Here is a 26,214-nt window from a genome sequence, read left to right as displayed (position 1 = left end):
AAGGACGTCAATGAACACTGCGCTGGTAGCTAAAAACACCCTAGTCGATCTAAACCAGCGCTTATTGGCGCAATTTGCTCAAAAGCAGCCAATAACTGAACTCGTCAAAGAGCGATGTGTATTTGTTGATGAGCTATTAAAACAAGCTTGGCAATCGTTTTATACTAATGATCAGACGATTGCGCTCATTGCGGTGGGTGGATACGGCCGCGGTGAATTACACCCCCACTCTGATATTGATTTACTGATCCTGACCCAAATCGAAGCCAAGAACCTGCAAGCCCAAGAGCTTATCAGCCAATTTATCACTTACCTTTGGGATTCTGGCTTAGAGATCGGTCACAGTGTGCGCACCATTGAGCAAACCCTTGAGCTTGGCCTTAGCGATATCAGCACTGCTACTAACCTGCTTGAAGCTAGATTGTTATCAGGTGACGAAAGCTTATTTGATCAATTATATGACGCGATTCGTGAACATGATTTTTGGCCTTCTGACACATTCTTTCTTGCAAAAAAACAAGAACAGCAATATCGACATGCTAAAGCCAATGCCTTTGATTTAGAACCCAATATCAAGTCATGTCCCGGTGGCTTACGCGATATTCAAACTATAGCATGGGTGGCTATGCGCCACTTTGACGCCGCGTCATTACAAGAATTAGTCGGCTACGACTTTCTTGAGCCCATTGAATTAACCGAGTTACTGGAATGTCAGGATTTTCTCTGGCAACTGCGTTTTTCACTGCACATGATTGCTGGCAGAGATGAAAATAGGCTGCTGTTTGACTTACAAAGACAAGTTGCCGCAGCAATGGGTTATGAGGATGGGACTCAGCTCGCGGTCGAGCAAATGATGAAACGCTATTACCGCACAGTAAGACGGGTAATGGAATTAAATGAGATGTTGCTGCAGTTATTTAAGCGTGCAACCTTGCATCAAACTGCGCCGTTAACCATTCAGCCAATCAATGAAAACTATCAGCGCCGTGGTCACTTCATTGAAGTGCTCGATAATCAACTGTTTGAGCAACAACCTGAACAAATTATTAATTTATTTTTGTTAGTGGCCAAAAATTCTAATATCCAACGCATTTATGCCCCAACGCTGCGGCTTTTACGTAAAGCACGACGTGGCCTTAAGGGGCCACTACAAGATAACCCAGAGTGCAGAAAATGCTTAATGAGTATTTTAAAGCACCCTCGTGGCATAACAGCTTTATCCTTGATGCATAAACACGGCATATTATCTTCATACTTACCCGCATGGCGTAACATCGAAGGTCAAATGCAGTTTGATTTATTTCATGCGTACACGGTTGATGAGCACACTCACCGCTTACTGCTCAACATTGACCGCTTTTCGCAAACTGAGCAGATAGATGAATTCCCCTTAGGCGCGATTTTAATTAATCAGTTGCCTAAAAAAGGCTTATTAGTTTTAGGCGCTATATTCCATGACATTGCTAAAGGACGAGGCGGCGATCATAGTAAGTTAGGCTCTAAAGACGCGCTGGATTTTTGTAAGCTTCATGGATTAAACGATCATGACGGCCGTTTAGTGGCTTGGTTGGTTGAAAACCATTTAGTGATGTCAGTCACCGCACAGCGCCGTGATATTTCAGATCCTGATGTGGTGGCCGTTTTTGCAGATAGAGTCCAAGATGCGGTGCATTTAAGTTATTTATATTGCTTAACTGTGGCCGATATTTGCGCGACAAACCACAAAGCATGGAATAATTGGAAAGGCTCGTTACTGCGGGATTTATATTTTTCAACTCAGCGCGTGTTAGCCAGAGGCAAAGAAAAGCCCATTGATGTGGCTGAGCGAGTCCAAGAAACCAAACAAAAAGCGCAAAAAGAGCTGCTACGACGTGGCGTAAAACAAAAAAATATTGATGCGTTATGGCTAAGGTTTAAAGACGATTACTTTTTACGTCATCAACCTAATCAGGTTTCATGGCATACAGAAGCCTTGTTGAAACACGACAAGCAAAAACCATTGGTGCTTATTTCAAAGCATACAACCCGTGGTGGCAGCGAGCTGTTTGTTTACGCCAAAGATAAACCCAAGTTATTTGCCACTGTTATGGCGGTGTTAGACAATAAAAACATTAATGTTCATGATGCTAACGTTATGACATCAAATGATGATTACGCCTTAGATACATTCGTTATCCTAGAGCAAGATGGCAAACCAATCAGCCAGCTTTCCCGCATTCAGTCGATTAAAAAGTCACTTGAGAAGGCGTTAGCAGCACAAAAACCTAAACCGTCAAAATTTAGAAAGCTGTCACGGATCATGAAACCTTTTAATGTTCGTACCCAAGTAAGTTTCCTACCTGGGACTAACCATGATACAAGTATGATGGAACTAATCGCATTAGACTTCCCGGGCTTATTAGCCAGCGTCGGAGAAGTGCTGCATCGCTGCGATATCACCTTATTATCAGCTAAAATTACCACCATTGGAGAGCGCGCCGAAGATTTCTTTATCTTACAAAATAATGCCGGCAGCGAGCTCAATGAAACGCAACAAGCGCAACTATCTGAAGCCCTCTTAGGAGCGCTTTCAACACCTTTACCACAATAAACTAATCGGGAGAAAGTAATGGAGGCATTACGCCAACGCATAGAAGCTGCATTTGAGGCTCGTCAGGACATCACACCTAGCACGGTAGAGCCAAGTGTTCGTGCAGATATCGAAACTGTTATTAGCATGCTAGACAAAGGTCAGGCTCGCGTAGCAGAAAAGATTGATGGCGAATGGCATGTACACCAGTGGTTAAAGAAAGCGGTACTGCTTTCTTTCCGTATCTTTGATAATCAAGTTATCGACGGTGGTGATACCAAGTACTTTGATAAAGTGCCGCAGAAGTTTGCTGACTACACAGCTGAACGTTTCAAAGAAGAAGCAATTCGTGTTGTACCACCTGCAACGGTTCGTAAAGGCTCATTTATCGGTAAAAATACCGTATTAATGCCTTCTTATGTCAACCTAGGTGCATTCGTTGACGAAGGTACTATGGTCGATACATGGGCGACTGTGGGTTCTTGTGCACAAATTGGTAAGAACGTACATTTATCTGGCGGAGTGGGCATTGGTGGCGTTCTAGAGCCACTACAAGCAGGTCCTACTATCATTGAAGATAACTGTTTCATTGGCGCGCGCAGCGAAATCGTTGAAGGCGTAGTTGTTGAAGAAGGCAGTGTTATTTCAATGGGCGTATACATAGGCCAAAGCACACGTATTTTTGACCGTGAAACAGGTGAAGTACATTACGGGCGTGTACCTGCAGGCTCTGTTGTTGTTTCTGGTAACTTACCTTCTAAGTGCGGCACTTACAGCTTATATGCTGCTATTATCGTTAAAAAGGTTGATGCGAAAACGCGCGGAAAAGTGGGTATTAACGAATTACTGCGTATCGTAGATTAATCGTTAGTCACCCAATTAAAAGGGCTTCTATTGAAGCCCTTTTTAATGGGTAAAATCTGCCAACTGATGATTAATTAGCTCATTTAATGATTAACTTTTCCATTGGTATACAAGCAAGTTCAAGGCCTCTTGGGGAATGGTAAATTGAATGCTTGTCACCTTTAAAACCACAAGCGCGATAAAAATCAGCTGCATTTAAAGAAGCATCCAATATTAATTTTTTACAGCCTGCTTCAATTGCGACGGTTTCGAGTTGTTGTAACATCGCCCTGCCAACACCTTGACCAAAAGCACTGGGGTGCACAAACATCCCATCGACCATGCCAGTAGCAACAGCGAAACTTTTGCCGGCATCATGGTTAACGTCAATCATGCCAACACCTACCACTGCATCATTGACCACAGCAACATAGCCATGCTCCGAAAATGCATCGACAAATGTTATTGGCAGCTCACCATCCGTCCAAGCTACCAGCATTGCGTCATCATAATGCCCTTTGCATTGGCTTAGTATTGCTTGGTTTCGAATATCAAATGCCACTGTGGCATCATGGCGCTGTGCTTTTCTGATCTGCATCCTTGCTCCGTGTAAATATCATGCTTAATCATTACACATTATTGTTTTACTGATATAAAAACAACACATCAAGCTTGATAAATTGACCTTGATAAATTGACCTTGATTAATTGACCTTGATTAATTGACCTTGATTAATCGACGTTGAGTGCGGTTAACTCGCGGCTTTCAGTTTTTCGACATTATCGGCAATCTCCATAAAGCTGGGATTTAAATTCACATCAATGGGGAGTTTTAAGGTTCGCACAATATCATTAGCCGAAATTAAGCCACGAATAACGTGGGCTCGTTCGTCAACCACTAAGCAGTGCTGATGCTGGGAATGCTTCAGCGTTTCAATGACATCAATAATTCGCGCTTTAACCAGTTCCACATAATCAATGGCTTTTAGCTTATTTTTTGGCAACATAAAGTCACTCAATAAAAGTTGATCTCGCGAAAAACCTGCGGCGACCTGCTTAAGCATTTCTTGGCTATGAAGCATTTGTAAACTCACCAGCCCCATAAAATGCCCTTGTTGATCAATGACAATTTTTAACCTGACATGGGATTGTTTCATTAAATGTTCAACGTCTACCGCAGCGGTATTCATTTCAATTACAAAAGGTTTTAGCTGGCTAAAATCAGTAAACACCGCAGCGGCGGCTGAATAAATATTGATATGCTCAGACACTTCAGGGCGGGCAAGCTCATCGACTTTGTCAACTGAATATAAATTTAGTGTTTTCATTAAAAACTTCCTTTTTTGACAAAACAACCGATATTTCTGGGTGTTATCGAGTCTAATTGAGGGAAGTTATCAAGCTTATTACAATTAAAGCTTCTAAATTATAATCACTTGCAATGACTTCATAGTTTAATTTGCCACTATCAGGTTTTGGCATAGGCAAACTTGATAGTGGTATACGACGGCTTAATTTAGACAGGTTAACCTGTAAATTATAGTGCAAAATGTATAATTTAAAGGTTTAAAACAATTATAAGCTCTTTGGTTGACCTTACTTTAAACGCTCAGGTTGAACCATCAGGCTATTGGCTTCATCAGACAACCAAATTTCGCCATCAGTAATACTCACCTGCAATTTCATGTTGCGGTTAACAAACACTTCCATTGCTGCAACACTTTCTTCAGCTATATTAAATACACTTAAGTTTTTATAGCGTTGCAGTGCTTGTTCATTTTGCTTCCACCAAATAGGCACACTGCGACCACTGTAGGTGATTAACTGAACCTGCTTTGACCGACCACAAGCTTTACGCAGCCACTTCTCATCAGCTTGGCCAAATTCAATCCATAAATTGATTTCATCAGATAAGCTTTTTTCCCATAGCTCAGGTTCATCTTCAACACAAAGCCCTTTGCTAAATTGCAGCGAGTCCGACGCATTCATAATAAACGCTAAAATTCTCACCATCATGCGGCTATCCGTTTCTGAAGGATGCTGGGCAATGGTAAGTTGATGATCGGCATAGTAATGTCTATCCATATCAGCGATTTGAATTGTTGCTTTATAGACGGTAGCTTTAGGCGCCATGGGAGTTCCATACAAATAAAAAAACCGAGTCTAACCTGTTTAGCACAAGTATGAAACTCGGTTTAGAATATGTTTTTAGCTCAGTCAATTTACCATTAAGCTAGGCAGTAAATATCCCCACAAAAATGACTATAAAGCCCCAGGTTGAAGATGCTTCGCCATGGGGAAATGTGCTTTAAATTTTTTTAACTTTTCAGTGTCTAGCAACAATAGCATGCGCTCGCCATGGTGATATTTTGCTGCAATTTCACTGAGATTAGGGACAGCTTCGCGGCTAGCATCACGTCTTATAAGTTCATTAATATCGGTACTAACGCCATTTTCAGTCAGCGGACTGTCCCGATAAATTACTTCAATTTTCTGCAATAATGGCATAGCGGCAATAGGCAATAAGGCCGCGTTATCGTTTTCATCTAACAATAATATTTCGCCATCGGCAGCTAAACTGCTAAATGCATCTTGATAATGAGCTTCTGTCACACTATCAAAACGATCACTGTTTAGTTTAAAGAATCGCTCCCAAAATAAACGTCTATCTTTACCAGAACTGATTTTTTGCTGCACTTCAGTGCGCTTTGACGCAACAAAATCAAATAGAGGGCTCAATGACTGGGGCAATAGCGTTTCAAGTCGGCAACGAATAGTGCGAGCAAACACTGGCGCGGCGCCAGCGGTACTGATGGCAACGACTAAGCGACCTCTGTCGACGATGGAAGGTGTTATAAAGCGGCAAAAACTGGGATTATCAACCACATTGACCCAAATGCCTTTTTGGGTGGCTAAAACGGCATAGTCTTTATTGAGTTGTTCATTGGCTGTGGCCATGTAGATCACATCATAATCTGCAATATCAGCTGCTTCAATAACGCGCCTATGTAATCGAATTCGCCCTTTTTGATGATAGCTTTGAATTTCTTGAGCGATATCCGGGGCAATAACAGTAATGTCAGCTTCGGTACGTGACAGCAAATCAAGCTTTCTAGTGGCCACTTCTCCGGCACCAACAACTAGTACCTGTAAATTTTTGGTATCCACAAATAATGGAAAATACTGCATCGATCACTCGCAAAATAATTAAGATAATCAACTATAACCAGTTAATAGTGCCATTGTCATCGTCTTATTTAGTATCAATAATAATGATTCAATCTTAAGACTTTTACAGCAGTAAAAGGTCAATGTTAGTTGTGGGTGGTACTTTGTGGCGAGCTGCATTGCCAGCACAGTTCAAAACTGCCTTCATTCATCTCATGACATTGAAGGCATTGCCATTGCGGACTGTCCATATTATGAGACTCTAACAGCGTTTTAGCTTGCTCGAGTTGATTTTGACAAACCCAGATATCCACAGTTTGCATTTCAGTGGGTAACTCACCAACACCACCGAGTAAAGCTTCACCGGTCAATTCTACCAATATGCCATTTGTTTCAAGCAGCCCTTTCCAAGTATGCGCTTGGAGTAAATTACCGCCCGTTAAGAGTACTTTTCTATTGTCCATTATTATTCCTACTGCATTGCTCTGATGGCAAATTTTTAATCATCGTACTTGTAAATGGTTCTTGCTGTCGAGCATTGATTAAACTTTATACTCATTATATGCTCTTGATAGCCTTTAAAGGAGAATCATATGAATCTGCAAATATCCGGTGTATTTCAAATTACAAATTGGGATGAAGCCACAGATATAGAACACCCTGATGGTGCTAAGCAAACCTCAGCAAGTATTAGCCAAATGTACTCAGGCGATCTTGAAGGTGTCAGCCAGCCCAAATATATCATGTGTTATACCGCAGATGGCAAAGCAGTGTTTTGTGGTTATGAAAACGTGGAAGTCAGCATTAATGGCAAGTCCGGCAGCTTTGTATTGCAACACAATGGTAAGTTTGAAAGTGGTGTCGCCAGCAGTGACTTCATTATCGTGCCAAATTCTGGCCAAGGCGAGTTGATTAACATTGCTGGTAAAGGCGCATTTACTTCTGGTGAAAAAGGCCAAGCTGAGTACCAAATGGAATTAAGCCAAATATGATGGGGTTTTCTATTAGCCGCTTACACTCTTCGGTTGGCATAATTAAAGCTACTGGGCAGTGGGATGCTGACACTATTTCAGGCACTAAATTTACTCAGTTAGAACAAATGTCCACTGATGGCTGGGTTGCATTGGATATTCATCACCCGACTAACAGCCAGTTCATTGCATCCATTAAAGCTGAAGTTTATAGGCACTTGTTATCCCAGCAAGTTATCCCTGCAAGCAGCTTAAACATCAGTATTTAAATTTAAGAAATACATTCCAATAAAAAAGCCACTCGATTGAGTGGCTTTTTTGTGTTGCGGCTTAAGATTAAGGCATCATTGAAGGTTGATCAGCACCTTCTTTCTCAATCTCAACTGGCATCATATGCTCGCGACAAATACCCAATTTAATGGCTAAGTAACTTGCCACGTAAATAGATGAGTAAGTACCAACAAAAATACCACACAGTAGCGCCGTTGCGAAACCATGGATCATGCTACCGCCCTTAAGGAATAGCGCAATCACCACCACTAAGGTAGTACCTGTAGTAATAATAGTACGGCTCATTGTCTGCGTGATAGACGTATTAACCACTTCATCAGGACCGCCTTTACGCATCTTCAAGAAGTTCTCGCGGATACGGTCATAGACTACGATGGTATCGTTCAACGAGTAACCCACTACCGTAAGCAAACCTGCTAATACCGTTAAATCAAACTCTAATTGTAAAATAGAGAAAATGCCTAAGGTGACGATGACATCGTGAGCAAGTGCGGCAACAGAGCCCATTGCTAAACGCCATTCGAAGCGGAATGATACGTAAATGAGAATACAAATTAACGCCACAATCACGGCTAAGCCGCCTTGCTCTGCTAACTCTTTCCCCACTTGAGGGCCAACAAATTCAACACGCTTTTGAATAACGTTGGCATCAATAACTTGAGCACCGTGCACAATCGCAGCGACTTGATCATCACTTTTTAGATCATCACGAACAGGTAAACGTACTAAGATATCTCGGCTTGAACCGAAATTTTGCACTACTGCTCCGTCAGCGCCATCAGTACTGTATTCAGCACGTAGCTCTAATAAGTCTACTGGTTTTGAAAACTCTAACTCAACAACCGTACCACCAGTAAAATCAAGACCCCAGTTGATGCCTTTTGTGCCTAATGACACAAAAGAAGCCACCACCAAAATCATTGATAAAACACTGATTGGCATTGCATGTTTTAGAAAGTTGATCGTTTTCTTTACTGAAAATATTTGTAACATGGTCAACTCCTTAAATTGATAGTTTCTTAACGCGTTTACCACCCCACATGAGATTCACGATAACGCGCGTTCCCACGATAGAAGTAAACATTGACGTTGCAATACCAATCATCAGAGTAATTGCGAAACCTTTAACCGCGCCCGTACCCACAGCAAATAAAATTAATGCCGTCATAAAGGTGGTAATGTTTGCATCAGCAATGGTTGAAAATGCATTGGCGTAACCTTCATGAATCGCTTGTTGAACACTGCGTCCAGCAAGTAACTCTTCACGGATACGTTCGTAAATCAGCACGTTACCATCTACTGCCATACCAACGGTCAATACCATACCGGCAATACCAGGCAGGGTTAATACGGCACCTGGGATCATTGACATCACGCCAACAACCATCACTAAGTTAGCGGTAAGTGCTAAGTTTGCGATAACACCAAATGCACGGTAATAGATAAGCATAAAGACTAAAACAACTGCCAAGCCCCAAATCATTGCTTGGATACCATTTTCAACATTTTGTGCACCAAGGCTTGGACCAATAGTACGTTCTTCTACAATCGTCACTGGCGCAATAAGCGCACCTGCACGAAGTAATAACGCTAAGCTTTGTGCTTCAGAATGATCAAGACCGTTAATAACGAAATTTCGGCCTAGACGAGCTTGAATGGTAGCAACTGAAATAACTTCTTCAATTTTAGTCATTTTCACTGAGCCATCAGGATTGCGAATACCGCTATCCTTATACTCAATAAATAAAGTCGCCATTGGGTTACCAATGTTGTCTTTAGTGACGTTAGAGAAGATGTTGCCACCTTTAGCATCTAAGTTAATCGATACTTGTGGGCGACTATATTCATCAAAAGAAGGTTGGGCACCGGTAATATGATCACCAGTTAACATCACTTCTTTTTTCAGCACCGCAATGCCACCTGAACGACGAGGAAATACCTCTGAGGTCGCAGGTACGCGGCCATTTGCTGCTGCGCTTTGATCAGTGTTTTGATCAACCATGCGAAATTCAATTGATGCTGTAGCACCTAAAATTTCTTTTGCACGCGCAGTGTCTTGTACACCTGGCAGTTCAACAATAATACGTTCAGCGCCTTGACGCTGTACTACCGGCTCAGCAACACCCAGTTCGTTAACACGATTACGAATAGTCGTCATGTTTTGCTGTAGTGCTTCTTCCTTAATTTGACTAAGGTAGCTATCACTCATGGTGGCATACAGGGCAAAGTTTTCACCGCTGCTACCATCATTAAATACCATTTCATTATTATTGCGAGACTTTAAGAAGCGTTCTGCTTTGGCTAAGTTTTCAGCATCACGGAATTTAATCTCAAGGCCTTTTGCAGTTTTACGAACACCTGCGTAACGAATTTTCTCTTCACGCAATTGGCTTCTAAAATCAGCAATTTTGGCTTCTTCCATCTTACGAATAGCTTCGCCCATATCCACTTCCATTAAGAAGTGAACACCGCCGCGTAAATCCAAACCAAACTTCATTGGTGATCCACCAAGGGCTTCAAGCCACTCAGGTGTCGCCGGCGCTAGGTTTAATGCAACGGTATATTTATCACCTAATGAATCAGCAATGGCTTCTTTAGCAAGCAATTGCTGCTCAGAATTTTGAACACGGACAAGTAATTGCCCATCTTCGAGCTCAGAGCGCTTTACCGCAATGCCTTTACTTTCAAGTAATCCGTTTACTGTCGATAGAGTTGAAGTTGTCACTTCTGCACCACGAGTCGCTACGACTTGTACTGCATGATCCTCACCAAATAGGTTTGGAGTTGCGTAAAAAGCACCAATGGCGATGACTAGCATCACCATGATGTTCTTCCACATTGGGTATTTATTTAACACACCTGAGCCCTCTTGGCTTACAACGACTGGATAGAGCCTTTTGGCAATACCGCTGCAATATAGTCCTTTTTAATGGTGATCTGACTGGTTTCATTAATGCTTAATAAAACATAATCACTATCATCGCTGATTTTAGCAATCTTGCCTAAAATGCCACCGCTTGTAAGCACTTCATCACCTTTACTTAATGCAGACATTAAGTTTTTGTGCTCTTTTACACGCTTAGACTGCGGACGGAAGATCATGAAGTAGAAGATCAAGCCAAAAATAACTAGCATGAAAATCAGTTCCATGGTGCCGCCACCTTGAGGAGCGCCTGCTGCGTTTGCGTATGCATTTGAAATTAACATATTACTCTCTTCTTATTTTCTAAAAAAAATCAGTCAACTATAGTTCTGGTACTTCACGACCCAGTTTGCTGTAAAACTCTGTCACGAAGGCGTCTAATGTACCTGTCTGAATTGCGCCACGCAAACCTTCCATCAACATTTGATAGTAACGTAGGTTGTGAATGGTGTTTAAACGCGCACCTAAGATCTCATTGCAGCGATCTAAGTGATATAAATACGCGCGGGTGTAGTTTTTACAGGTATAACAATCACAATTTTCATCAAGGGTAGAAGTATCATCGCGATGACGAGCATTACGAATTTTAATCACGCCTTCAGAAGTAAATAAGTGACCATTACGTGCGTTACGGGTTGGCATAACACAATCAAACATATCCACACCACGACGGACGCCTTCAACTAAATCTTCTGGCTTACCAACGCCCATTAAGTAGCGAGGCTTATCTTCAGGGATCTGAGGACAAACATGCTCTAAAATACGGTGCATATCTTCTTTGGGCTCTCCAACAGCTAAACCACCTACGGCGTAGCCATCAAATCCGATTTCAGTTAAGCCCTTAATACTTTCATCACGCAAATCTTCGTACACACCGCCTTGGATAATACCGAATAACGAGTTCGGATTTTCTAAACGGTTAAATTCGTCACGTGAACGCTGTGCCCAACGTAATGACATTTGCATCGACTTACGCGCTTCATCATGTGTTGCAGGATATGGCGTACATTCGTCAAAAATCATCACCACATCGCTGCCTAATGAGTCTTGAATTTGCATCGACTTTTCAGGGTCTAAGAAAATCTTCTCACCATTGATAGGCGAACGGAAATGCACCCCTTCTTCTGTGATTTTACGAATATCACCCAAGCTAAATACCTGGAACCCGCCAGAGTCAGTCAAAATTGGACGCTGCCAATTCATAAAATCATGAAGATCGCCATGCTTACGCATGATTTCTTCACCTGGGCGAAGCCATAAATGGAAGGTGTTACCTAACAGAATATCAGCGCCTGTGGCTCTAACTTCTTCAGGCGTCATCCCTTTCACAGTACCGTAAGTACCTACTGGCATAAATGCTGGGGTTTCAACGGTGCCGCGCTCAAAAATCAGACGACCACGACGTGCGCGACCATCAGTTGTATCTAATTCAAATTTCATAAATCACCTTGCCAGATAAACAGTCTGACTCGCTGTTGTTTCATTAAGACATGAGGGCAAATGTTGCAACTTCAAGTGAGGCTACAAAATAAACCCAAAAAAATACCCACCTCTGTGGGCGGGTATTTTAGATCAAAATCAATCGTTACGGGGCTTTTTTCGTTAAAAACATGGCATCGCCATAGCTAAAAAAGCGGTATTTGTGCTCAATCGCATGCTGATAAGCCTTCATCACATTTTCATAACCCGAAAATGCGCTGATTAACATAATCAAGGTTGACTCTGGTAAATGAAAATTAGTCACCATGGCATCAATAACTTTGAACTGATATCCTGGATAAATAAAAATATCGGTATCGCCTTTAAATTCCGTCAACGGGTCATCACCACAGGCTTTCGCAGCGCTTTCTAATGAACGCACTGATGTAGTGCCTACAGCAACAACGCGTTTGCCCGCCGCTTTAGTTTGAGCAATTAAGTCGACAACCTCTTGGCTAACTTCAGCCCACTCAGAATGCATCACATGTTCATCGATGGTATCCACTCGCACTGGCTGAAAAGTACCCGCGCCTACATGCAAGGTTACAAAAGCGATATTAACGCCTTTGTTTTTTAGCGCCTCAAGCATGGCATCATCAAAGTGCAAACCTGCTGTAGGTGCTGCCACAGCGCCGGGGGTTTGGTTATAAACCGTTTGATAGCGCTCTTTATCAGCATCCTCATCGGGACGATCGATATACGGCGGCAAAGGCATATGACCAACTTCTTCAAGTACTTCTAAAATGGTTTTATCATCTTCAAGGGCTAACTCAAATAAAGCGTCATGACGGGCTAGCATTTTCATTTTGTAGCCACCGTCAACAATAATCATAGAGTCAACTTTAGGAGACTTAGAGCAACGAACATGGGCAAGAATACGCTTATCATCAAGCATTCTCTCCACCAACATTTCCAATTTACCACCGCTTGCTTTTTGACCAAACAAACGTGCTGGAATAACACGGGTATTATTAAATACCATCAAGTCACCGCTATTCACTTTCGACAGGACATCGGTAAATTGCTTATCGGCCAACTCACCTGAATTGCCATCTAAGGTCAATAAACGCGAAGCATTTCGCTCAGCCATTGGATATCGAGCAATAAGCTCATCTGGTAATTCAAAAGAAAAGTCTGCTACGCGCATTTTCGATACTCTTTTATAGACAATAAAAACCGCGCTAGTCTAGGACTAGTAACTGCTAATATCAAGCAAAGGGTATGAAATAGTGATCGATTAATGCACGCCAGCGGCTAATGGCTAACGCCAACATTAAAATCAGTTGGGGATCTGGCTTAAGCGCGGCGTTTAAAAAACCACGAAATAGGGTTATTTTGAATTCGCTGATTGTACATTTGCTAAATTATCATCAACTTCAGATACTGATGAAAACAAATTTTTATCGGCAGAATTACATAAACTGTCAGGTTTAAAAGAATGGCTTTCAATCTTGAGGTCTATGTCAACTTTTTTACGTTTTTTAGCAGACTGCTGCCTTAATACTGATTTTATCCAGTTTTTCATCATCCATGATCCCTACAGCCCAAATTTCAACAGGCATAAAATATCTTCCATAAGTACAAATTGTAAATAATAGCCATGACTTTTAAAGAGAAATCTATATGATGAATCTTACAGTCAGTTGTTACTATATTTCCAATTTTGTTGTTTAGTATCATACTGTAAATTTTCAAAAATAAAAGTACAAAATATGAACTTTCTAGCGCACCTACATTTAGCTGATATTAGCGACAGCCACTTAGCAGCCAATCTTGCTGGAGACTTTGCCAAGGGCGATATAAAACACTTCCCAAAGCATTTGCAACAAGGTTTATGGCTACATCGACAAATCGATCAAATTACTGACAGCCATGAATTAATCACCGATTTAATCAAATTATTTCCAAAAAGTTCACGCCGTGTGGCGCCAATTTTAATTGATTTAGTGTTTGATCATTACCTTGCTTTCTACTGGGATGAGTATCATCAGCAATCGTTATCTGAGTTTACTCAAAAGGCATACCATAGCCTGCAACATACCGCCGAACTGCCGGAAAAGCTGCAATTGATCATCCCAAAAGTCATCGAACAAGATTGGTTAATGAGCTACCAAACAAGAGCTGGGCTAAACAAAGCAATTGAAGGTGTGAGTCAACGTATTTCAAAACCTGAGCTTTTTAAGACGGCCATCAGCGACGTTGACAAGTTATATGTTGAAATTGAGATTGCTTTTCGTACTTTCTATCCACAGTTAATGGCCTATAGCCGTATCTATAGCCGTAAGACACCTGAACAATACCTGCCATAACTGATTTGCCGCAATCAAATAGCCGATTAATTGAGGCTATTTTACTTTAGCGGTTGATATCCATTACTGCAGCGCCGTTTATTTGCTAAAATAGTCACCTATTTTTGTAAACCGATGCGACTAAATGCAAATTTTTGACTACCAACCACCTAGTATTCCATGGCTTGATATCCGTTATAAAGACCGAGATATCATTGTTATTAATAAACCTGCCGGCTTATTAGCAAATCCTGGCAAAGCTGCCAATACCCATGATTGTGCTATTACTCGTTTACAAAAACTCTACCCTGAAGCCATTTTGGTACATCGCTTAGACTGCGACACCTCTGGCATCATGGTATTTGCCCGCAATAAAAAAGCCGAGTCTCATCTTAAAACTCAGTTTCAAGATAGAAAAACCAAGAAAGTTTATATCGCTGAAGTAGATGGTGTTATGGGCGCTGACAGTGGCACGATTGATTTATCGTTAGCTGGCGACAAAGAAAACCCACCATTTCAAGTGGTATCAGATCAAGGTAAATCAGCGATTACTCACTATGAAGTCATCGAGCGTTTTGCAAATCATACCTTGGTTAAGTTGATGCCAGAAACAGGCCGTACTCATCAGTTACGTGTTCATATGCTAGCACTTAACCATGTGATACTTGGTGATAACTTTTACGGTGATGACATTACAGCTAAAGCCAAAAAGCGCCTTAGCTTGCATGCGCAAATGCTGACAGTTATTCACCCGTACACTCAAAAGCAACGCACTTTTTTTAGCAAACACCCTTTTTGCTAAAAACAATTTAACTGGCGCTAAAATAAGTATGCAGATACAAAAAAACCGACAAGTTGTCGGTTTTTTATTATCTCACATTAGAGGTTGAAGCTTTTTAAGCTTAACCCTTAACCGTTTGCTTTATTCTCAGCCGCTTCACAAGCTGCAGCGGTGAATACCACATCCGTTGAGCTATTTAGCGCAGTTTCCGCAGAATCTTGAATAACGCCAATAATAAAGCCTACAGCAACAACTTGCATCGCCACATCATTAGAGATCCCAAACAAGCTACACGCAAGCGGAATAAGCAGTAATGAGCCACCAGCAACGCCTGAAGCGCCACATGCCGATACTGCAGCAACCACACTTAATAACACTGCTGTTAAGAAGTCAACTTGAATACCTAAGGTATGAGCAGCTGCAAGAGTCAGTACGGTAATAGTAATTGCCGCGCCGCCCATATTAATGGTTGCGCCTAATGGGATTGACACTGAGTAAGTATCTTTATGCAGCTTTAACTCTTCACATAAAGCCATATTCACTGGAATGTTGGCAGCACTTGAACGGGTGAAAAACGCCGTTACGCCACTTTCACGTAAACACTTAAACACTAATGGATAAGGGTTACGTTTGATTTTTACGTAAACCATAATCGGGTTAACCACTAAAGCAATAAAGGCCATAGCGCCTACCAATACTGCAAGTAATTGCGCATAGCCTGCTAATGCATCAAAGCCTGTTGCCGCAATGGTGCCCGACACTAAGCCAAAGATACCAATAGGCGCAAAGCGGATCACAAAGCGTACGATTGCGGTTACGCCATCGCTTAAGTCTGAAATAACTTTCTTTGTCGACTCATTGGCGTGGTGTAAAGCAATACCTAAACCAATACTCCAGGCTAAAATACCAATATAGTTACCGGTAAGCAGTGCATTCACTGGATTATCAACAATTTTAAATAACAAGGTATTTAACACTTCTGCGATACCTTGAGGAGGATTAGTCCCCTCAACGCCGCCAACAAGTACTAATGTTGTCGGAAAGGCAAAACTAAACAGTACTGCAGTTAACGCGGCAGCAAATGTGCCCGCTAAATACAAACCAATAATAGGACGCATATTGGTATGGGCATTTTTCTTTTGATTTGCAATTGATGATGCCACCAGTACAAACACTAAGATCGGTGCGACTGCTTTTAATGCTCCAACAAATAAATCACCAAGGAAGGAAACCTGCCCTGCTGCTGAAGTTGAAAATGTGGCGAGAAGAACACCCAGTACAATACCGGCGAGAATTTGTAACACTAAACTGCCATTAGCTAATCGCGCTAACAGTGATGGATTTTGATTCATTGCTTGACCTATATTTTTATATTTATGGCTTTTATTAAGCTCTAATATTTGTGACTTTTTAAAAATCGAATAACGGGATTTTAATAAGCTCTGATAGGTATATATCGGATGGGATGGCTAAAGTCTAGTTTCGCTGCAAAATGATGCACTAATATTACCGTACATTCCCAAACAAACCACATTTAGCCAACATGTGATGAAATTTAGCGCGTTTCATTATTGGCAAATTATTGTATTAGATGAAAATTGTTATTTTGCCCCTCGGAGAATAGCATCAATTAATTCATGGGCATCAAATTTTGTTAACGCTTCATCGGCGCCAACTTGTTTAGCCTGGCTGACACTAATTTCACTGGATAAAGAGGTATGTAAAATAATATAGGCATTGGCAAGTTGCGGGTTATTTTTGACTTCAAATGCAAGCTCATAACCATCAAGTCCTGGCATTTCAATATCACTCACTAACAAATCTATAGGTTTTTGGTTATCTGCAGCCCGCTGCATGATCTGTAGTGCATCATGGCCATCTGCGGTGACAGAATAAGGGATATTGATAGAATCGAGTGCATCTGAAAGTTGCTTTCGAGCGACTTTAGAATCATCCACTAATAAGATATTCAGAGGCTTTAATTTCTCTCGTTGAATATCTGTCAAAATAGCTCGATTAGCGTCGGGATCATAGGGGAATAATTTTGCCATTAATAACTCGACATCCAACAATTGCACTAATTTGCCATCAAGGCGAGCAACCCCAGTAAGAAAAACCTGATGGCCTAAGTTCGCTGCCGGCGCCTCAATATCTCGCCAGTTACACTCAATTATTTTGTCAATTCCTCTAACCAAAAAGCCTATCACCATTCGCTGGCAATCAGTGATGATAATATTGCATTTATCATAGTCGCTTGGATCTATCGGCTTAAAACCAATCGATGCAGCCATATCAATCACCGCAATGGTTTTACTGCGTATGGTTGCTGCACCTAATATTGACGGATGGGATTTCGGAATAACCGACAAACGCGTGTACGGGACAATTTCGCGAACTTTTAAGGTGCCCAAAGCAAACTGCTGAGTATGGGAAAGGTGAAACAGTAACAATCCTTGTGACTGGCTTGCTTTACTTTTCATAATATTGCCGATTAAAACTGATTATTTAAAGTTAACCACAGCCTTTTCGTCATATCAAATTCAAATCTGAATTTCGGGGGTTAAGTCGCTAATTTGCTTTATCAATTAGAAAACTACAGCTGGGACTCTATTGGCAACAATGCTAAAAAATCAGCTAAAAACTTACGCCAAAAGCCAGCACCGGGCTCTGCATAAATAATTTTATGATGCTGATGGTCAAGCCACACCAGCTCGCCATTTTTTAACACCACTTCATAAGCTTTATCATTTGCTGACAGCGCAAGCCCTGCAAGGATCTCTTTAGCCAGCATCTCATTATCAATAATTAAGCCCATTTCGGTGTTGATCAGTGCTGAGCGGGGATCAAAATTAAACGAACCAACAAAGAGTGTTTGCTCATCAATAATAAAGGTTTTGGCATGTAAACTCGTGCGACTGCTACCTTTCCAACTGGTTTTTTTAGATTTTTGGCCCTTGGCATTGCCTTTTACTTCATAAATCTTAACCCCGCCTTCAATGAGTTTTTGGCGGTACTGCTGATACCCTGCATGAACCGCTAATACATCCGTTGCAGCTAAACTGTTAGTCACTATGGTGACCTCTTTACCCCGTTTTACTTCATTGATTAATGCATGGGTTGCCGCATCGCCTGGGACAAAGTAAGGCGAGACAATCAGTAATTGATGCTGCGCTTGCTTAAAAAAATAACTTAAGTCATCTAATAAAATGCTGTCATTAGGGTTTCTTTCAAGTTTATTTGGCGGATCATACACCACTTGGGCTTCGCCCCAATACCACTGTAACCCTTGATTTTGCAGGCGATCTAATAAGGTATTTTTTTCTAAACGAGTAACATATTCATCGGTCATTAAGCTCTTCTCAAGAATGCTTGCTCTGGCATCCAGTTTCGCTAGCACGTTATCTTGCTCAGGATTTGTATTATTGCCTTGATATGGCTCAGCGGCCTTTACCAATTGCTCAATGCTATTAACTTGGGCCGAGTTCCAATAAGTATCAAATTGGGTTGATACCTTATCAACAGCGTCGCCAATGGCCAGTAAATCAAAATCACCAAAATCGACATTCTCATCTGCTGAAAAGTATTCAGCGCCAATATTTCTCCCCCCAACCACTGTCACTAAATTATCAATGGTCAGTGATTTGTTATGCATACGATGATTGAGGCGGCTAAAGTTCCATAAAAATGCCAGTCCACGATACTGACGTTCATAGGATGGATTAAACAAACGCACTGAAATATTAGGGTGAGTTGCAATGGCCATTAAGCCATCGTCGCCATTTGCTGTGGTTAAATCATCCAGCAACACCCTAACTCGCACCCCGCGCTGAGCGGCTTTATAGAGAAATAAACTGAGGATTTTCCCGGTTTCATCATTGCGATAAATGTAGTATTGCAAGTCGATGCTTTCAGTGGCTGCTTCAATCATGGCTAAACGAGCAATAAAAGCATCAATGCCATCACTAAGGGGGTTAACTCCCGTTAAACTTAACTCTGCTTGAGTATCATCATTGCTTTGGCTGCTAGTTTGAGAGTACTGAAGTGAAGAGTACTGAGGTGAGGACTGCTGCAGTTGAGATTGAATGTATTGTGCTAAAGGAGAGTCAGTGACAGGCGCGAGTTTATACTGCTGAGAAAGAGGCTTGAATTCAGCGCGATTGGCGCAGCCAATGAGAGTTAAACACAATACACAACAAACGAATATGACAGAATTGTTTTTGGGCATTGATGGCTTCCTTTCAATTTGACTCAGGTTTTACTGGGGCTCTATTATCAGGCAGCCTTTTACACTATGGTTTAAGCGTATTGCTAACATGACCGCTATCATAAGCCGTCACAGATGCGCTGTATAACTATGGTTTAATCTTGCAGCGCATACAAGACATCAAATACAAATTGATCCCAACCTTCAGCGCTAAAAGCAATGTCTCTTACACTGCGCACTTGACTCACAGCATGGACTGGCGCTGCGCCATTATCCATTAAGTAATACGCCATCATGATGCCCGTGCGGTCTTTACCGGAGCGGCAATGGATAAGTACCGCAATATTTTGCGCTTCACACTCTCTGATAAAGGCCAACGCTGTTGGCATTTGCGCAACGCAAATAGCCTCATCCCCCTCTTGCGGTGGGATATTATTTGAAAAAGGAGTGCAGCAATATTTTAGCCCTAACGCTTCTATGGCGGCAGCAGCGACCTCGTCACCATCATTAACCGATAAAATAGCGCCAATACCTACCGCTTTTAATTCCGCTAAATCCCAAGGGTGTTTATTAGGGCCACTGCGACCTGCAATGACCCCCTCTACTAACCAAAATAACTGCTTCATAAAAACGTTAATACTCTTGTTAACTATGAAATGGGGCGTTCTCTCGGGACTAAGGCTGAATTAGTCTTGTTCAGGTTTTTTAATATGAGCCCAAAAATCGACATTGACTTCGGCTTTCTTTTTACGCTTTTTCTTACCTGTGCCTTCAGGTTTTGCCATTGGCTTATCAAGCTCTAACAAGTCATCAGGCATTTGCTCATCGGCTTCAAAGCCAGCAACTTGCTCACGCTCTAAACGCAGGGCATTTTTTTTCTCAATCACTTTAAAATGATGGTAATCCGCATGGGCTAATAATGATATCGCCAAACCAACTTCACCGGCACGACCACTTCTGCCAATACGATGCATGTAATCAGCAGGACTTCTTGGTAAATCGAAATTGATAACCACTGGGAGCTTATCAATGTCTAAACCACGTGCGGCGATATCGGTGGCAATTAATACCTCAATCTCACCTGACTTAAATCCATCTAGCACACGATTACGGGCGCCTTGGGCTTTGTCGCCATGGAAAACTTCAGCGCTAATACCCCGTTTTGATAGTTTTTCAGCCAAGTGCTTACAGCTATTTTTAGCATTAACGAAAATCAATGCTTGGCGCCATTTATGCTCTTTGATCAAATGGGCTAATAATGCGGTTTTACTTTCACGGTTTACGGTAAATGCCCGTTGCACTAAGGTGCTTTCTTCGGCGCTTTGCAACTGAATGTCTACTGGCTCAACCAGTAAACTCGCCGTAAGGGTGCGAACTTCCTCTGGGAAAGTTGCTGAAAACAACAGTTTTTGCTTTTTCTCAGGCATTAATTTTAATATTGAAGCCAGCTCGTCAGTAAAACCAAGGCTTAACATACGATCGGCTTCATCAAGCACTAAGGTTTTTACCTTATCAAGCTTAATGGCGTTACTTGAGATTAAATCTAATAATCGCCCAGGAGTTGCCACAAGTACATCTGCGCCGCCGCGAAGGGCCAGCATTTGAGTATTCACTGACACGCCGCCAAACACGGCAACGGTTTTAATGGCGCCATTAAAATGCACCGCATAGGATTTAACGCTATCGGCGACTTGCTTTGCAAGCTCGCGGGTCGGCACTAAAATCAACGCTGAAACAAAGTTACCTTTATTTTTTGACGCCCCAGCAGACTGACTTAACTGCTGCAAAATCGGTAAAGCGAATGCTGCGGTTTTACCAGAGCCAGTATTAGCACCAGCCAGTAAATCTTTACCCGCTAATACGTGAGGAATGGCCTGCGCTTGGATCGGCGTTGGAGTGAGGTACTCAAGTTCAGTTAACCGCGCTAATAATGGCGAGATTAAGCCCATTTCGGTGAAACTAACGGTATTAGTTTCAGATTGCGTCGCTAAAAGGGTGTCAGCATTTAGGCTCGTTTGGGTATCATCTTTGCGATCAGTAGCAGAGGTCATTAATTTCAAGTGCTCAAAATAAGGTATAGCCAGCTATTTTAGCGTATTTATGCCGCTTAAGTTAGCGAAATAGATCAAGCAATGATGAATTACTGCTCATAGATGATGAAACAAGCCGCATTCGATTAATCAGCTGATTCTAATGACAACAAAGCTTGTTTCATTTTAAGGCCATAGGCATAACCGGTTAAGGTACCATTTTTACCAATCACTCGATGACACGGCACGATTATCGCTATGGGATTAGCACCATTGGCAGCGCCCACCGCCCTAACTGCTTTAGGTCGATTAATTTTATTGGCGATATCGCCATAACTGCATACCTGCCCAAACGGCAGCTCTCGCAGCGCTTGCCAAACCTCATGCTGAAACACAGTACCAGTGGCTGCAAGCGTGACGTCAAATTCACTGCGCTTACCGGCAAAATATTCATTAAGTTCTGTGATGGCTTGCTGCACATGTTTTTGAGCTTGCTCAATTGAGTCAGCACTTGCATCGATAATATCGCCACTATCGACAGCGTCAGCCTCACTGACCACTTGCAAATGGGTAAGGCCTAATTCTGAGGCTCGCAGCTTCAAGTAACCCACAGGGCTTAGCTCAATTTGCAGGTAAATCGGCGGTTGATTATTAACTTTCATTACTATTCCATAATTGAAAAGTGACATAGCTGCCCCATGGGCTGACATCCTTGGCAATCTTGTCGCAAAATTGTCGATAGGCTTTACCGGTAAGCGCTTCTGTCTGCCCATCAACCTTCCCATGCTGGCAGCGCAGAACTTTCAAGCGGTTTTTTATCACTAAATCGCCACTTAAAAAGATATCCGGATCGCCTTGACCGCGCATTTTGGCATAGGCAATAGTCCATGGGCCAATACCTTTAACGCTGAGCCAATCATCAGGGCTTGCGTCTGGGTGCTCAGCGACAAACTGACCTAACAAATTAAGCGCGGCTTTGCGTGATGCTGGCATGTTAAATTCAGTTAAACTTGCCGCTGCTATCGCTTGCGGGGTTGGAAATAAGATAAGCTCACGATCTGAAATTACGAGCTTTTTACCATAACTCCTCACCAAGATATTCAGTAGCTTACTTGCCTGTACCACACTCACTTGCTGACCTAATACTGCCCGGCATCCGGCTTCAAACACCGAGGCTGTGGCAGGGATCCGTAAACCCTCTGTAGGGGTTAACCCCATGTCGACAAGTGACTTAAATGATTGATGGATAACCGCCATATCCGCATCTAAATCCAATAACTTACGCACAAACAGCACCACATGATGTAAATAGTCTAAGTCGTCAGCACGTTCAAATTTCACCGTAAGTGACAATTGGTGTTTATCTTTTAGCGGTAATACATCAATGGTGCCGCTAACCTGCCGATGATTAACATTTAAACAAAAACTGCGGCCATAAGCCTTTGATGCCTCATCAAGCCACTCCATGTTTTCAACGCTTCTTAACTGGTAAAACGACCACAGTTTCGACCAATTAAACGGCGGGCGGTAATCTAATAACAGGCTAATACCGTCAGCTTTGGTAGCAACATTTGCCTTGGCGCTATCATGCCTTAATTGGGATGGGGTCAATTGCAACTGCTCCTTAAAAACTTCATTAAAGCGTCTGATACTATTAAAACCTGCAGCTAATGCCACGTCCGTTATTGGCAAGCTGGTTTGATGTAACAGCTGTTTAGCAAACATCAGTTGTCGATAAATAGCATATTTTTTTGGCGAGGTGCCTAGCTGCTTATTAAAGAGTTGGCTTAAATAGCGGCTACTAATACCCAGCCGTTGTGATAATGATGCAAGTGTTTGACCCTGTTCGCCACTTAAACAACCGCCATCAATCAGGGCTATCGCTCGCTGCAAACTGGTTTGAGTGCCCTTCCATGCATTGGATTGTGGCGCACTATCAGGGCGGCAACGTAAACAAGGCCTAAGCCCCGCCTGAGCAGCTTTAATCGCAGAGTCAAAGTAACGCACGTTTTGCTCTTTAGGTGCCGTCGCAGGGCAAATTGAGCGGCAATAAATCCCTGTGGTTAAAACCCCAGTAAAAAAATGCCCATCAAAACGCGCATCACGGCTTAGCCTTGCTTGACGGCAAACATTAGCAGCTAAACTGCACGCCTGACTGCTGGCTATAGGTGCTAAAGACTTCTCGCTGTTTAGCACTGCTTTAGGAGACATGTTATCGTTACCCGTTTATGTAAGCTGGTTAATAGCAGCTTGAAGATTATTAGCGTCACTTTAGCGAATAATGACGCTAGTCACTAGCGGAAAACGGAACTCAACCACTGACCCCATTTAATGCTAGCCTACAAGTATCGAAACAATCTAACTAACACTTAGCTAACAAGTCAGCACCAAGTTAAGGTATCCTCTGTATATATTGCTGTTCCCGTTTCAAATATTGAGAAATAGATGTTTAAATTCTTTGAATCCCTTACCAACCCATTACCTTCAGAAGAACCCAGCCAAGCCCCAAAAGGCGTTTATGCCTTTTGCCGTCATTACACCCGCGGTTTTGAAAAACACTTAATCATCATGTCAATTTTGACAGCGACTTTGGCGATTTTAGAAGTGTCATTATTTGGCTTTATGGGCAAATTAGTTGACTGGTTAGTCACTAAAAACCCACAGACCTTAATGCAAGATGAAGGTAGCACCTTAATATTGATGTCTGTGGTAGTACTGGTGATTATTCCGTTATTAGTGGCTTTGCATGCGGCTATCGTGCATCAAACCTTGCTGGGTAATTACCCTATGGCCATCAGGTGGCAAGCACATCGATACTTACTAAAACAAAGCGTTTCATTTTATCAGGATGACTTTGCCGGCCGCATTGCCACTAAAGTAATGCAAACCTCATTAGCAGTGCGTGAAACCGTCATGAAACTGTTAGATGTATTGATGTATATCATCATCTATTTCACTTCAATGCTGGTGATGATCGCCAGTGCTGACGTGCGCTTAATGCTGCCAATGCTGGTGTGGCTATTTGCGTATATTGCTATTCAGTGGAAGTTAGTGCCAAAGCTAAAAGCCATTTCAGCCAAGCAAGCAGATGCCCGCTCGACCATGACTGGCAGGATCGTTGATAGTTATACCAATATTTCCACCGTGAAGCTGTTTTCTCATACCAAGCAAGAGGCTGAATACGCCCAAGACAGCATGATGGGCTTTCTTAAAACCGTCTACGGCCAAATGCGCCTTGTGACCATCATTAACGTTTTAGTGCAGATCATAAATTACCTTTTAGCATTTACCATTGCGGCGGTTTCAATTTGGCTTTGGGCAGATAATGCGATTACTGTGGGTGCGATTGCTATTGCTGTTAGCTTAGCACTGCGTTTAAACGGCATGTCTCAATGGATCATGTGGGAAATAAGCTCACTGTTTGAAAATATCGGTACTGTCACTGATGGGATGAATACCTTATCAAAACCCATTGAAATTGAAGATAAACCTGGCGCTAAAGATATTGTTGTTAGCAAAGGTAAAATTGACTTTAACGATGTTAGTTTTCATTACGGCGAAAAATCAGGGGTGATTAGCAATCTGAATTTAAACATTAAAGCCGGTGAAAAGGTCGGTTTAGTAGGTCGTTCTGGCGCTGGTAAATCAACGCTCGTTAACTTGCTAATGCGCTTTCACGATGTTGAAAAAGGTCAAGTGAGTATTGACGATCAACCGATTACCGATGTTACCCAAGATTCGCTGCGGGCTAAAATCGGCATGGTAACTCAAGATACCTCACTACTGCATCGCTCAATTCGAGAAAACATCCTCTATGGCGATCCTAATGCTTCGGAGCAACAGCTTCAAGCAGCCATTGCGCAGGCTCAAGCAGCCGAGTTTATTGATGATTTATCAGATCCCTTTGGTAATACAGGCTTAGATGCACAAGTGGGTGAACGTGGGGTAAAACTCTCTGGCGGTCAACGCCAACGTATTGCAATTGCCCGAGTATTATTGAAAAATGCCCCGATTTTACTACTAGATGAAGCCACTTCAGCATTAGATTCCGAAGTTGAGGCGGCAATTCAGGAAAGTTTATATGAATTAATGGAAGGTAAAACCGTGATTGCCATTGCTCACCGACTATCAACCATCGCGGCTATGGACAGACTAATTGTCATTGATAAAGGCCAGATCGTTGAGCAAGGAACTCACCAAGAGTTGATCAAGTCTGAGGGTATTTATGCCCAACTTTGGTCCCATCAAACTGGCGGCTTTTTAGGCGTTGATTAACATTCCACAATAAATAACACACTTTTATGACGCTCACTTTTGACTTCTATCGAAACTGGGCGTTTTTTATGTCATTAAGCGGCAAGAGTTACTTTATCTGCAGCGGTTAAGCTAAGAAAACACAAGAAATATTAAATAAATTTATAACTGATGAATGAGTGTTCATTGAGAGTAAAATATTATGACTTGAAGAGGATAAATCGAAGAAAATGGTGGTCGATACTGGGCTCGAACCAGTGACCCCCTCCTTGTAAGGGAGGTGCTCTCCCAGCTGAGCTAATCGACCTGGGGATTTATAATGTTTTAATTCTTTATAAAAAGAATGGTGGTCGATACTGGGCTCGAACCAGTGACCCCCTCCTTGTAAGGGAGGTGCTCTCCCAGCTGAGCTA

At 42.2% G+C, this 26,214-nt stretch carries 25 protein-coding genes and 1 tRNA gene; 7 read left to right on the top strand and 19 right to left on the bottom strand.

Annotation, left to right across the window (positions count from 1 at the left end; genetic code table 11):
• The first annotated feature begins 10 nt into the window (after positions 1 to 10).
• Positions 11 to 2,590, top strand: a complete 2,580-nt coding sequence (gene glnD / locus Q4546_RS12950; RefSeq protein WP_303446383.1) for a bifunctional uridylyltransferase/uridylyl-removing protein GlnD — start codon at positions 11 to 13, stop codon at positions 2,588 to 2,590.
• A gap of 18 nt (positions 2,591 to 2,608) precedes the next feature.
• Positions 2,609 to 3,433 (top strand): 2,3,4,5-tetrahydropyridine-2,6-dicarboxylate N-succinyltransferase, encoded by an 825-nt coding sequence (dapD, locus tag Q4546_RS12945; protein ID WP_076542908.1) that lies wholly within the window; start codon positions 2,609 to 2,611, stop codon positions 3,431 to 3,433.
• Positions 3,434 to 3,512: 79 nt separating this feature from the next.
• Here the strand turns inward: dapD and Q4546_RS12940 are convergent, their stop codons facing one another.
• From Q4546_RS12940 to Q4546_RS12920, 5 genes are all read right to left on the bottom strand, one after another.
• On the bottom strand, positions 3,513 to 4,010 hold the full coding sequence (locus Q4546_RS12940) for a GNAT family N-acetyltransferase (RefSeq protein WP_102439653.1): 498 nt from the start codon (positions 4,008 to 4,010) through the stop codon (positions 3,513 to 3,515).
• A gap of 154 nt (positions 4,011 to 4,164) precedes the next feature.
• The gene (locus tag Q4546_RS12935; RefSeq protein ID WP_102439654.1) at positions 4,165 to 4,740 is read right to left on the bottom strand and encodes a CBS domain-containing protein; all 576 of its coding nucleotides are present in this window, start codon (positions 4,738 to 4,740) and stop codon (positions 4,165 to 4,167) included.
• 268 nt (positions 4,741 to 5,008) lie between these two features.
• Positions 5,009 to 5,545 (bottom strand): YaeQ family protein, encoded by a 537-nt coding sequence (locus Q4546_RS12930; protein WP_102439655.1) that lies wholly within the window; start codon positions 5,543 to 5,545, stop codon positions 5,009 to 5,011.
• A 129-nt stretch (positions 5,546 to 5,674) separates the two neighbouring features.
• Positions 5,675 to 6,601 (bottom strand): bifunctional precorrin-2 dehydrogenase/sirohydrochlorin ferrochelatase, encoded by a 927-nt coding sequence (locus tag Q4546_RS12925; RefSeq protein ID WP_303446382.1) that lies wholly within the window; start codon positions 6,599 to 6,601, stop codon positions 5,675 to 5,677.
• 125 nt (positions 6,602 to 6,726) lie between these two features.
• Complete coding sequence (locus Q4546_RS12920; RefSeq protein ID WP_303446381.1) at positions 6,727 to 7,044, bottom strand: DUF2007 domain-containing protein; 318 nt, start codon at positions 7,042 to 7,044, stop codon at positions 6,727 to 6,729.
• A gap of 129 nt (positions 7,045 to 7,173) precedes the next feature.
• On the opposite strand from Q4546_RS12920, the gene Q4546_RS12915 reads away from it, so the two are divergent.
• Together Q4546_RS12915 and Q4546_RS12910 are read left to right on the top strand one after the other, a co-directional pair.
• Positions 7,174 to 7,572 carry a DUF3224 domain-containing protein gene (locus Q4546_RS12915; RefSeq protein ID WP_303446380.1) on the top strand — a complete coding sequence of 133 codons (399 nt, stop codon included), beginning with the start codon at positions 7,174 to 7,176 and terminating at the stop codon, positions 7,570 to 7,572.
• Positions 7,569 to 7,820, top strand: a complete 252-nt coding sequence (locus tag Q4546_RS12910) for a hypothetical protein (protein ID WP_303413671.1) — start codon at positions 7,569 to 7,571, stop codon at positions 7,818 to 7,820. Before Q4546_RS12915 ends, Q4546_RS12910 begins: the two co-directional genes overlap by 4 nt.
• Before the next feature lie 67 nt (positions 7,821 to 7,887).
• Here Q4546_RS12910 and secF read toward each other — a convergent pair whose 3' ends face one another.
• The 6 genes from secF to Q4546_RS12880 all read right to left on the bottom strand — a co-directional run bounded on the left by secF (position 7,888) and on the right by Q4546_RS12880 (position 13,772).
• Entirely contained in the window at positions 7,888 to 8,835 is a 948-nt protein-coding gene (secF, locus tag Q4546_RS12905; protein ID WP_076542916.1) for a protein translocase subunit SecF, read from the bottom strand.
• Positions 8,836 to 8,845: 10 nt separating this feature from the next.
• Complete coding sequence (secD, locus tag Q4546_RS12900) at positions 8,846 to 10,699, bottom strand: protein translocase subunit SecD (RefSeq protein ID WP_102439660.1); 1,854 nt, start codon at positions 10,697 to 10,699, stop codon at positions 8,846 to 8,848.
• Between the two features lie 17 nt (positions 10,700 to 10,716).
• Positions 10,717 to 11,049 (bottom strand): preprotein translocase subunit YajC, encoded by a 333-nt coding sequence (yajC, locus tag Q4546_RS12895; RefSeq protein WP_076542918.1) that lies wholly within the window; start codon positions 11,047 to 11,049, stop codon positions 10,717 to 10,719.
• Between the two features lie 37 nt (positions 11,050 to 11,086).
• Positions 11,087 to 12,205: a tRNA guanosine(34) transglycosylase Tgt gene (tgt, locus tag Q4546_RS12890; protein ID WP_303446379.1), complete on the bottom strand. Its 1,119-nt coding sequence runs from the start codon at positions 12,203 to 12,205 to the stop codon at positions 11,087 to 11,089.
• 145 nt (positions 12,206 to 12,350) lie between these two features.
• Positions 12,351 to 13,391, bottom strand: coding sequence for a tRNA preQ1(34) S-adenosylmethionine ribosyltransferase-isomerase QueA (queA, locus tag Q4546_RS12885; protein WP_102476181.1), 1,041 nt, complete (start codon positions 13,389 to 13,391; stop codon positions 12,351 to 12,353).
• Between the two features lie 183 nt (positions 13,392 to 13,574).
• Complete coding sequence (locus Q4546_RS12880) at positions 13,575 to 13,772, bottom strand: hypothetical protein (RefSeq protein WP_102476182.1); 198 nt, start codon at positions 13,770 to 13,772, stop codon at positions 13,575 to 13,577.
• Positions 13,773 to 13,956: 184 nt separating this feature from the next.
• On the opposite strand from Q4546_RS12880, the gene Q4546_RS12875 reads away from it, so the two are divergent.
• Both Q4546_RS12875 and Q4546_RS12870 read left to right on the top strand, forming a co-directional pair.
• Entirely contained in the window at positions 13,957 to 14,553 is a 597-nt protein-coding gene (locus tag Q4546_RS12875; RefSeq protein WP_102439664.1) for an ACP phosphodiesterase, read from the top strand.
• Between the two features lie 124 nt (positions 14,554 to 14,677).
• A complete protein-coding gene (locus Q4546_RS12870) occupies positions 14,678 to 15,334 on the top strand; it encodes an RluA family pseudouridine synthase (protein WP_303446378.1) in 657 nt (218 codons plus the stop codon).
• Positions 15,335 to 15,441: 107 nt separating this feature from the next.
• On the opposite strand, the gene sstT is transcribed toward Q4546_RS12870, so the two are convergent.
• The 7 genes from sstT to Q4546_RS12835 form a co-directional block, all read right to left on the bottom strand.
• Entirely contained in the window at positions 15,442 to 16,665 is a 1,224-nt protein-coding gene (sstT, locus tag Q4546_RS12865; protein WP_102439666.1) for a serine/threonine transporter SstT, read from the bottom strand.
• 249 nt (positions 16,666 to 16,914) lie between these two features.
• A complete protein-coding gene (locus tag Q4546_RS12860) occupies positions 16,915 to 17,793 on the bottom strand; it encodes a chemotaxis protein CheV (RefSeq protein ID WP_102476183.1) in 879 nt (292 codons plus the stop codon).
• 113 nt (positions 17,794 to 17,906) lie between these two features.
• On the bottom strand, positions 17,907 to 19,538 hold the full coding sequence (locus Q4546_RS12855) for a phospholipase D family protein (RefSeq protein WP_303446377.1): 1,632 nt from the start codon (positions 19,536 to 19,538) through the stop codon (positions 17,907 to 17,909).
• Between the two features lie 134 nt (positions 19,539 to 19,672).
• Positions 19,673 to 20,143, bottom strand: coding sequence for a dual specificity protein phosphatase family protein (locus Q4546_RS12850; protein WP_303446376.1), 471 nt, complete (start codon positions 20,141 to 20,143; stop codon positions 19,673 to 19,675).
• 60 nt (positions 20,144 to 20,203) lie between these two features.
• Positions 20,204 to 21,466, bottom strand: a complete 1,263-nt coding sequence (locus Q4546_RS12845) for a DEAD/DEAH box helicase (protein ID WP_241900950.1) — start codon at positions 21,464 to 21,466, stop codon at positions 20,204 to 20,206.
• Positions 21,467 to 21,693: 227 nt separating this feature from the next.
• Positions 21,694 to 22,209, bottom strand: a complete 516-nt coding sequence (locus Q4546_RS12840; protein ID WP_102439671.1) for a methylated-DNA--[protein]-cysteine S-methyltransferase — start codon at positions 22,207 to 22,209, stop codon at positions 21,694 to 21,696.
• On the bottom strand, positions 22,199 to 23,758 hold the full coding sequence (locus tag Q4546_RS12835) for an Ada metal-binding domain-containing protein (protein ID WP_102531432.1): 1,560 nt from the start codon (positions 23,756 to 23,758) through the stop codon (positions 22,199 to 22,201). The genes Q4546_RS12840 and Q4546_RS12835 overlap by 11 nt, the downstream gene beginning before the upstream one ends.
• A gap of 234 nt (positions 23,759 to 23,992) precedes the next feature.
• Between Q4546_RS12835 and Q4546_RS12830 the strand changes: the two genes are divergently transcribed.
• Positions 23,993 to 25,822 carry an ABC transporter ATP-binding protein gene (locus Q4546_RS12830; protein WP_102439673.1) on the top strand — a complete coding sequence of 610 codons (1,830 nt, stop codon included), beginning with the start codon at positions 23,993 to 23,995 and terminating at the stop codon, positions 25,820 to 25,822.
• Between the two features lie 210 nt (positions 25,823 to 26,032).
• Here Q4546_RS12830 and Q4546_RS12825 read toward each other — a convergent pair.
• Positions 26,033 to 26,108 (bottom strand) — tRNA-Val (locus Q4546_RS12825).
• Between the last annotated feature and the right edge of the window lie 106 nt (positions 26,109 to 26,214).

The sequence above is a fragment of the Shewanella sp. 4_MG-2023 genome, from assembly GCF_030548015.1.
Classification (GTDB): domain Bacteria; phylum Pseudomonadota; class Gammaproteobacteria; order Enterobacterales; family Shewanellaceae; genus Shewanella.
Note: the sequence above shows the minus strand (reverse complement) of the source record. Positions and strands in the feature narration are given on the sequence as shown.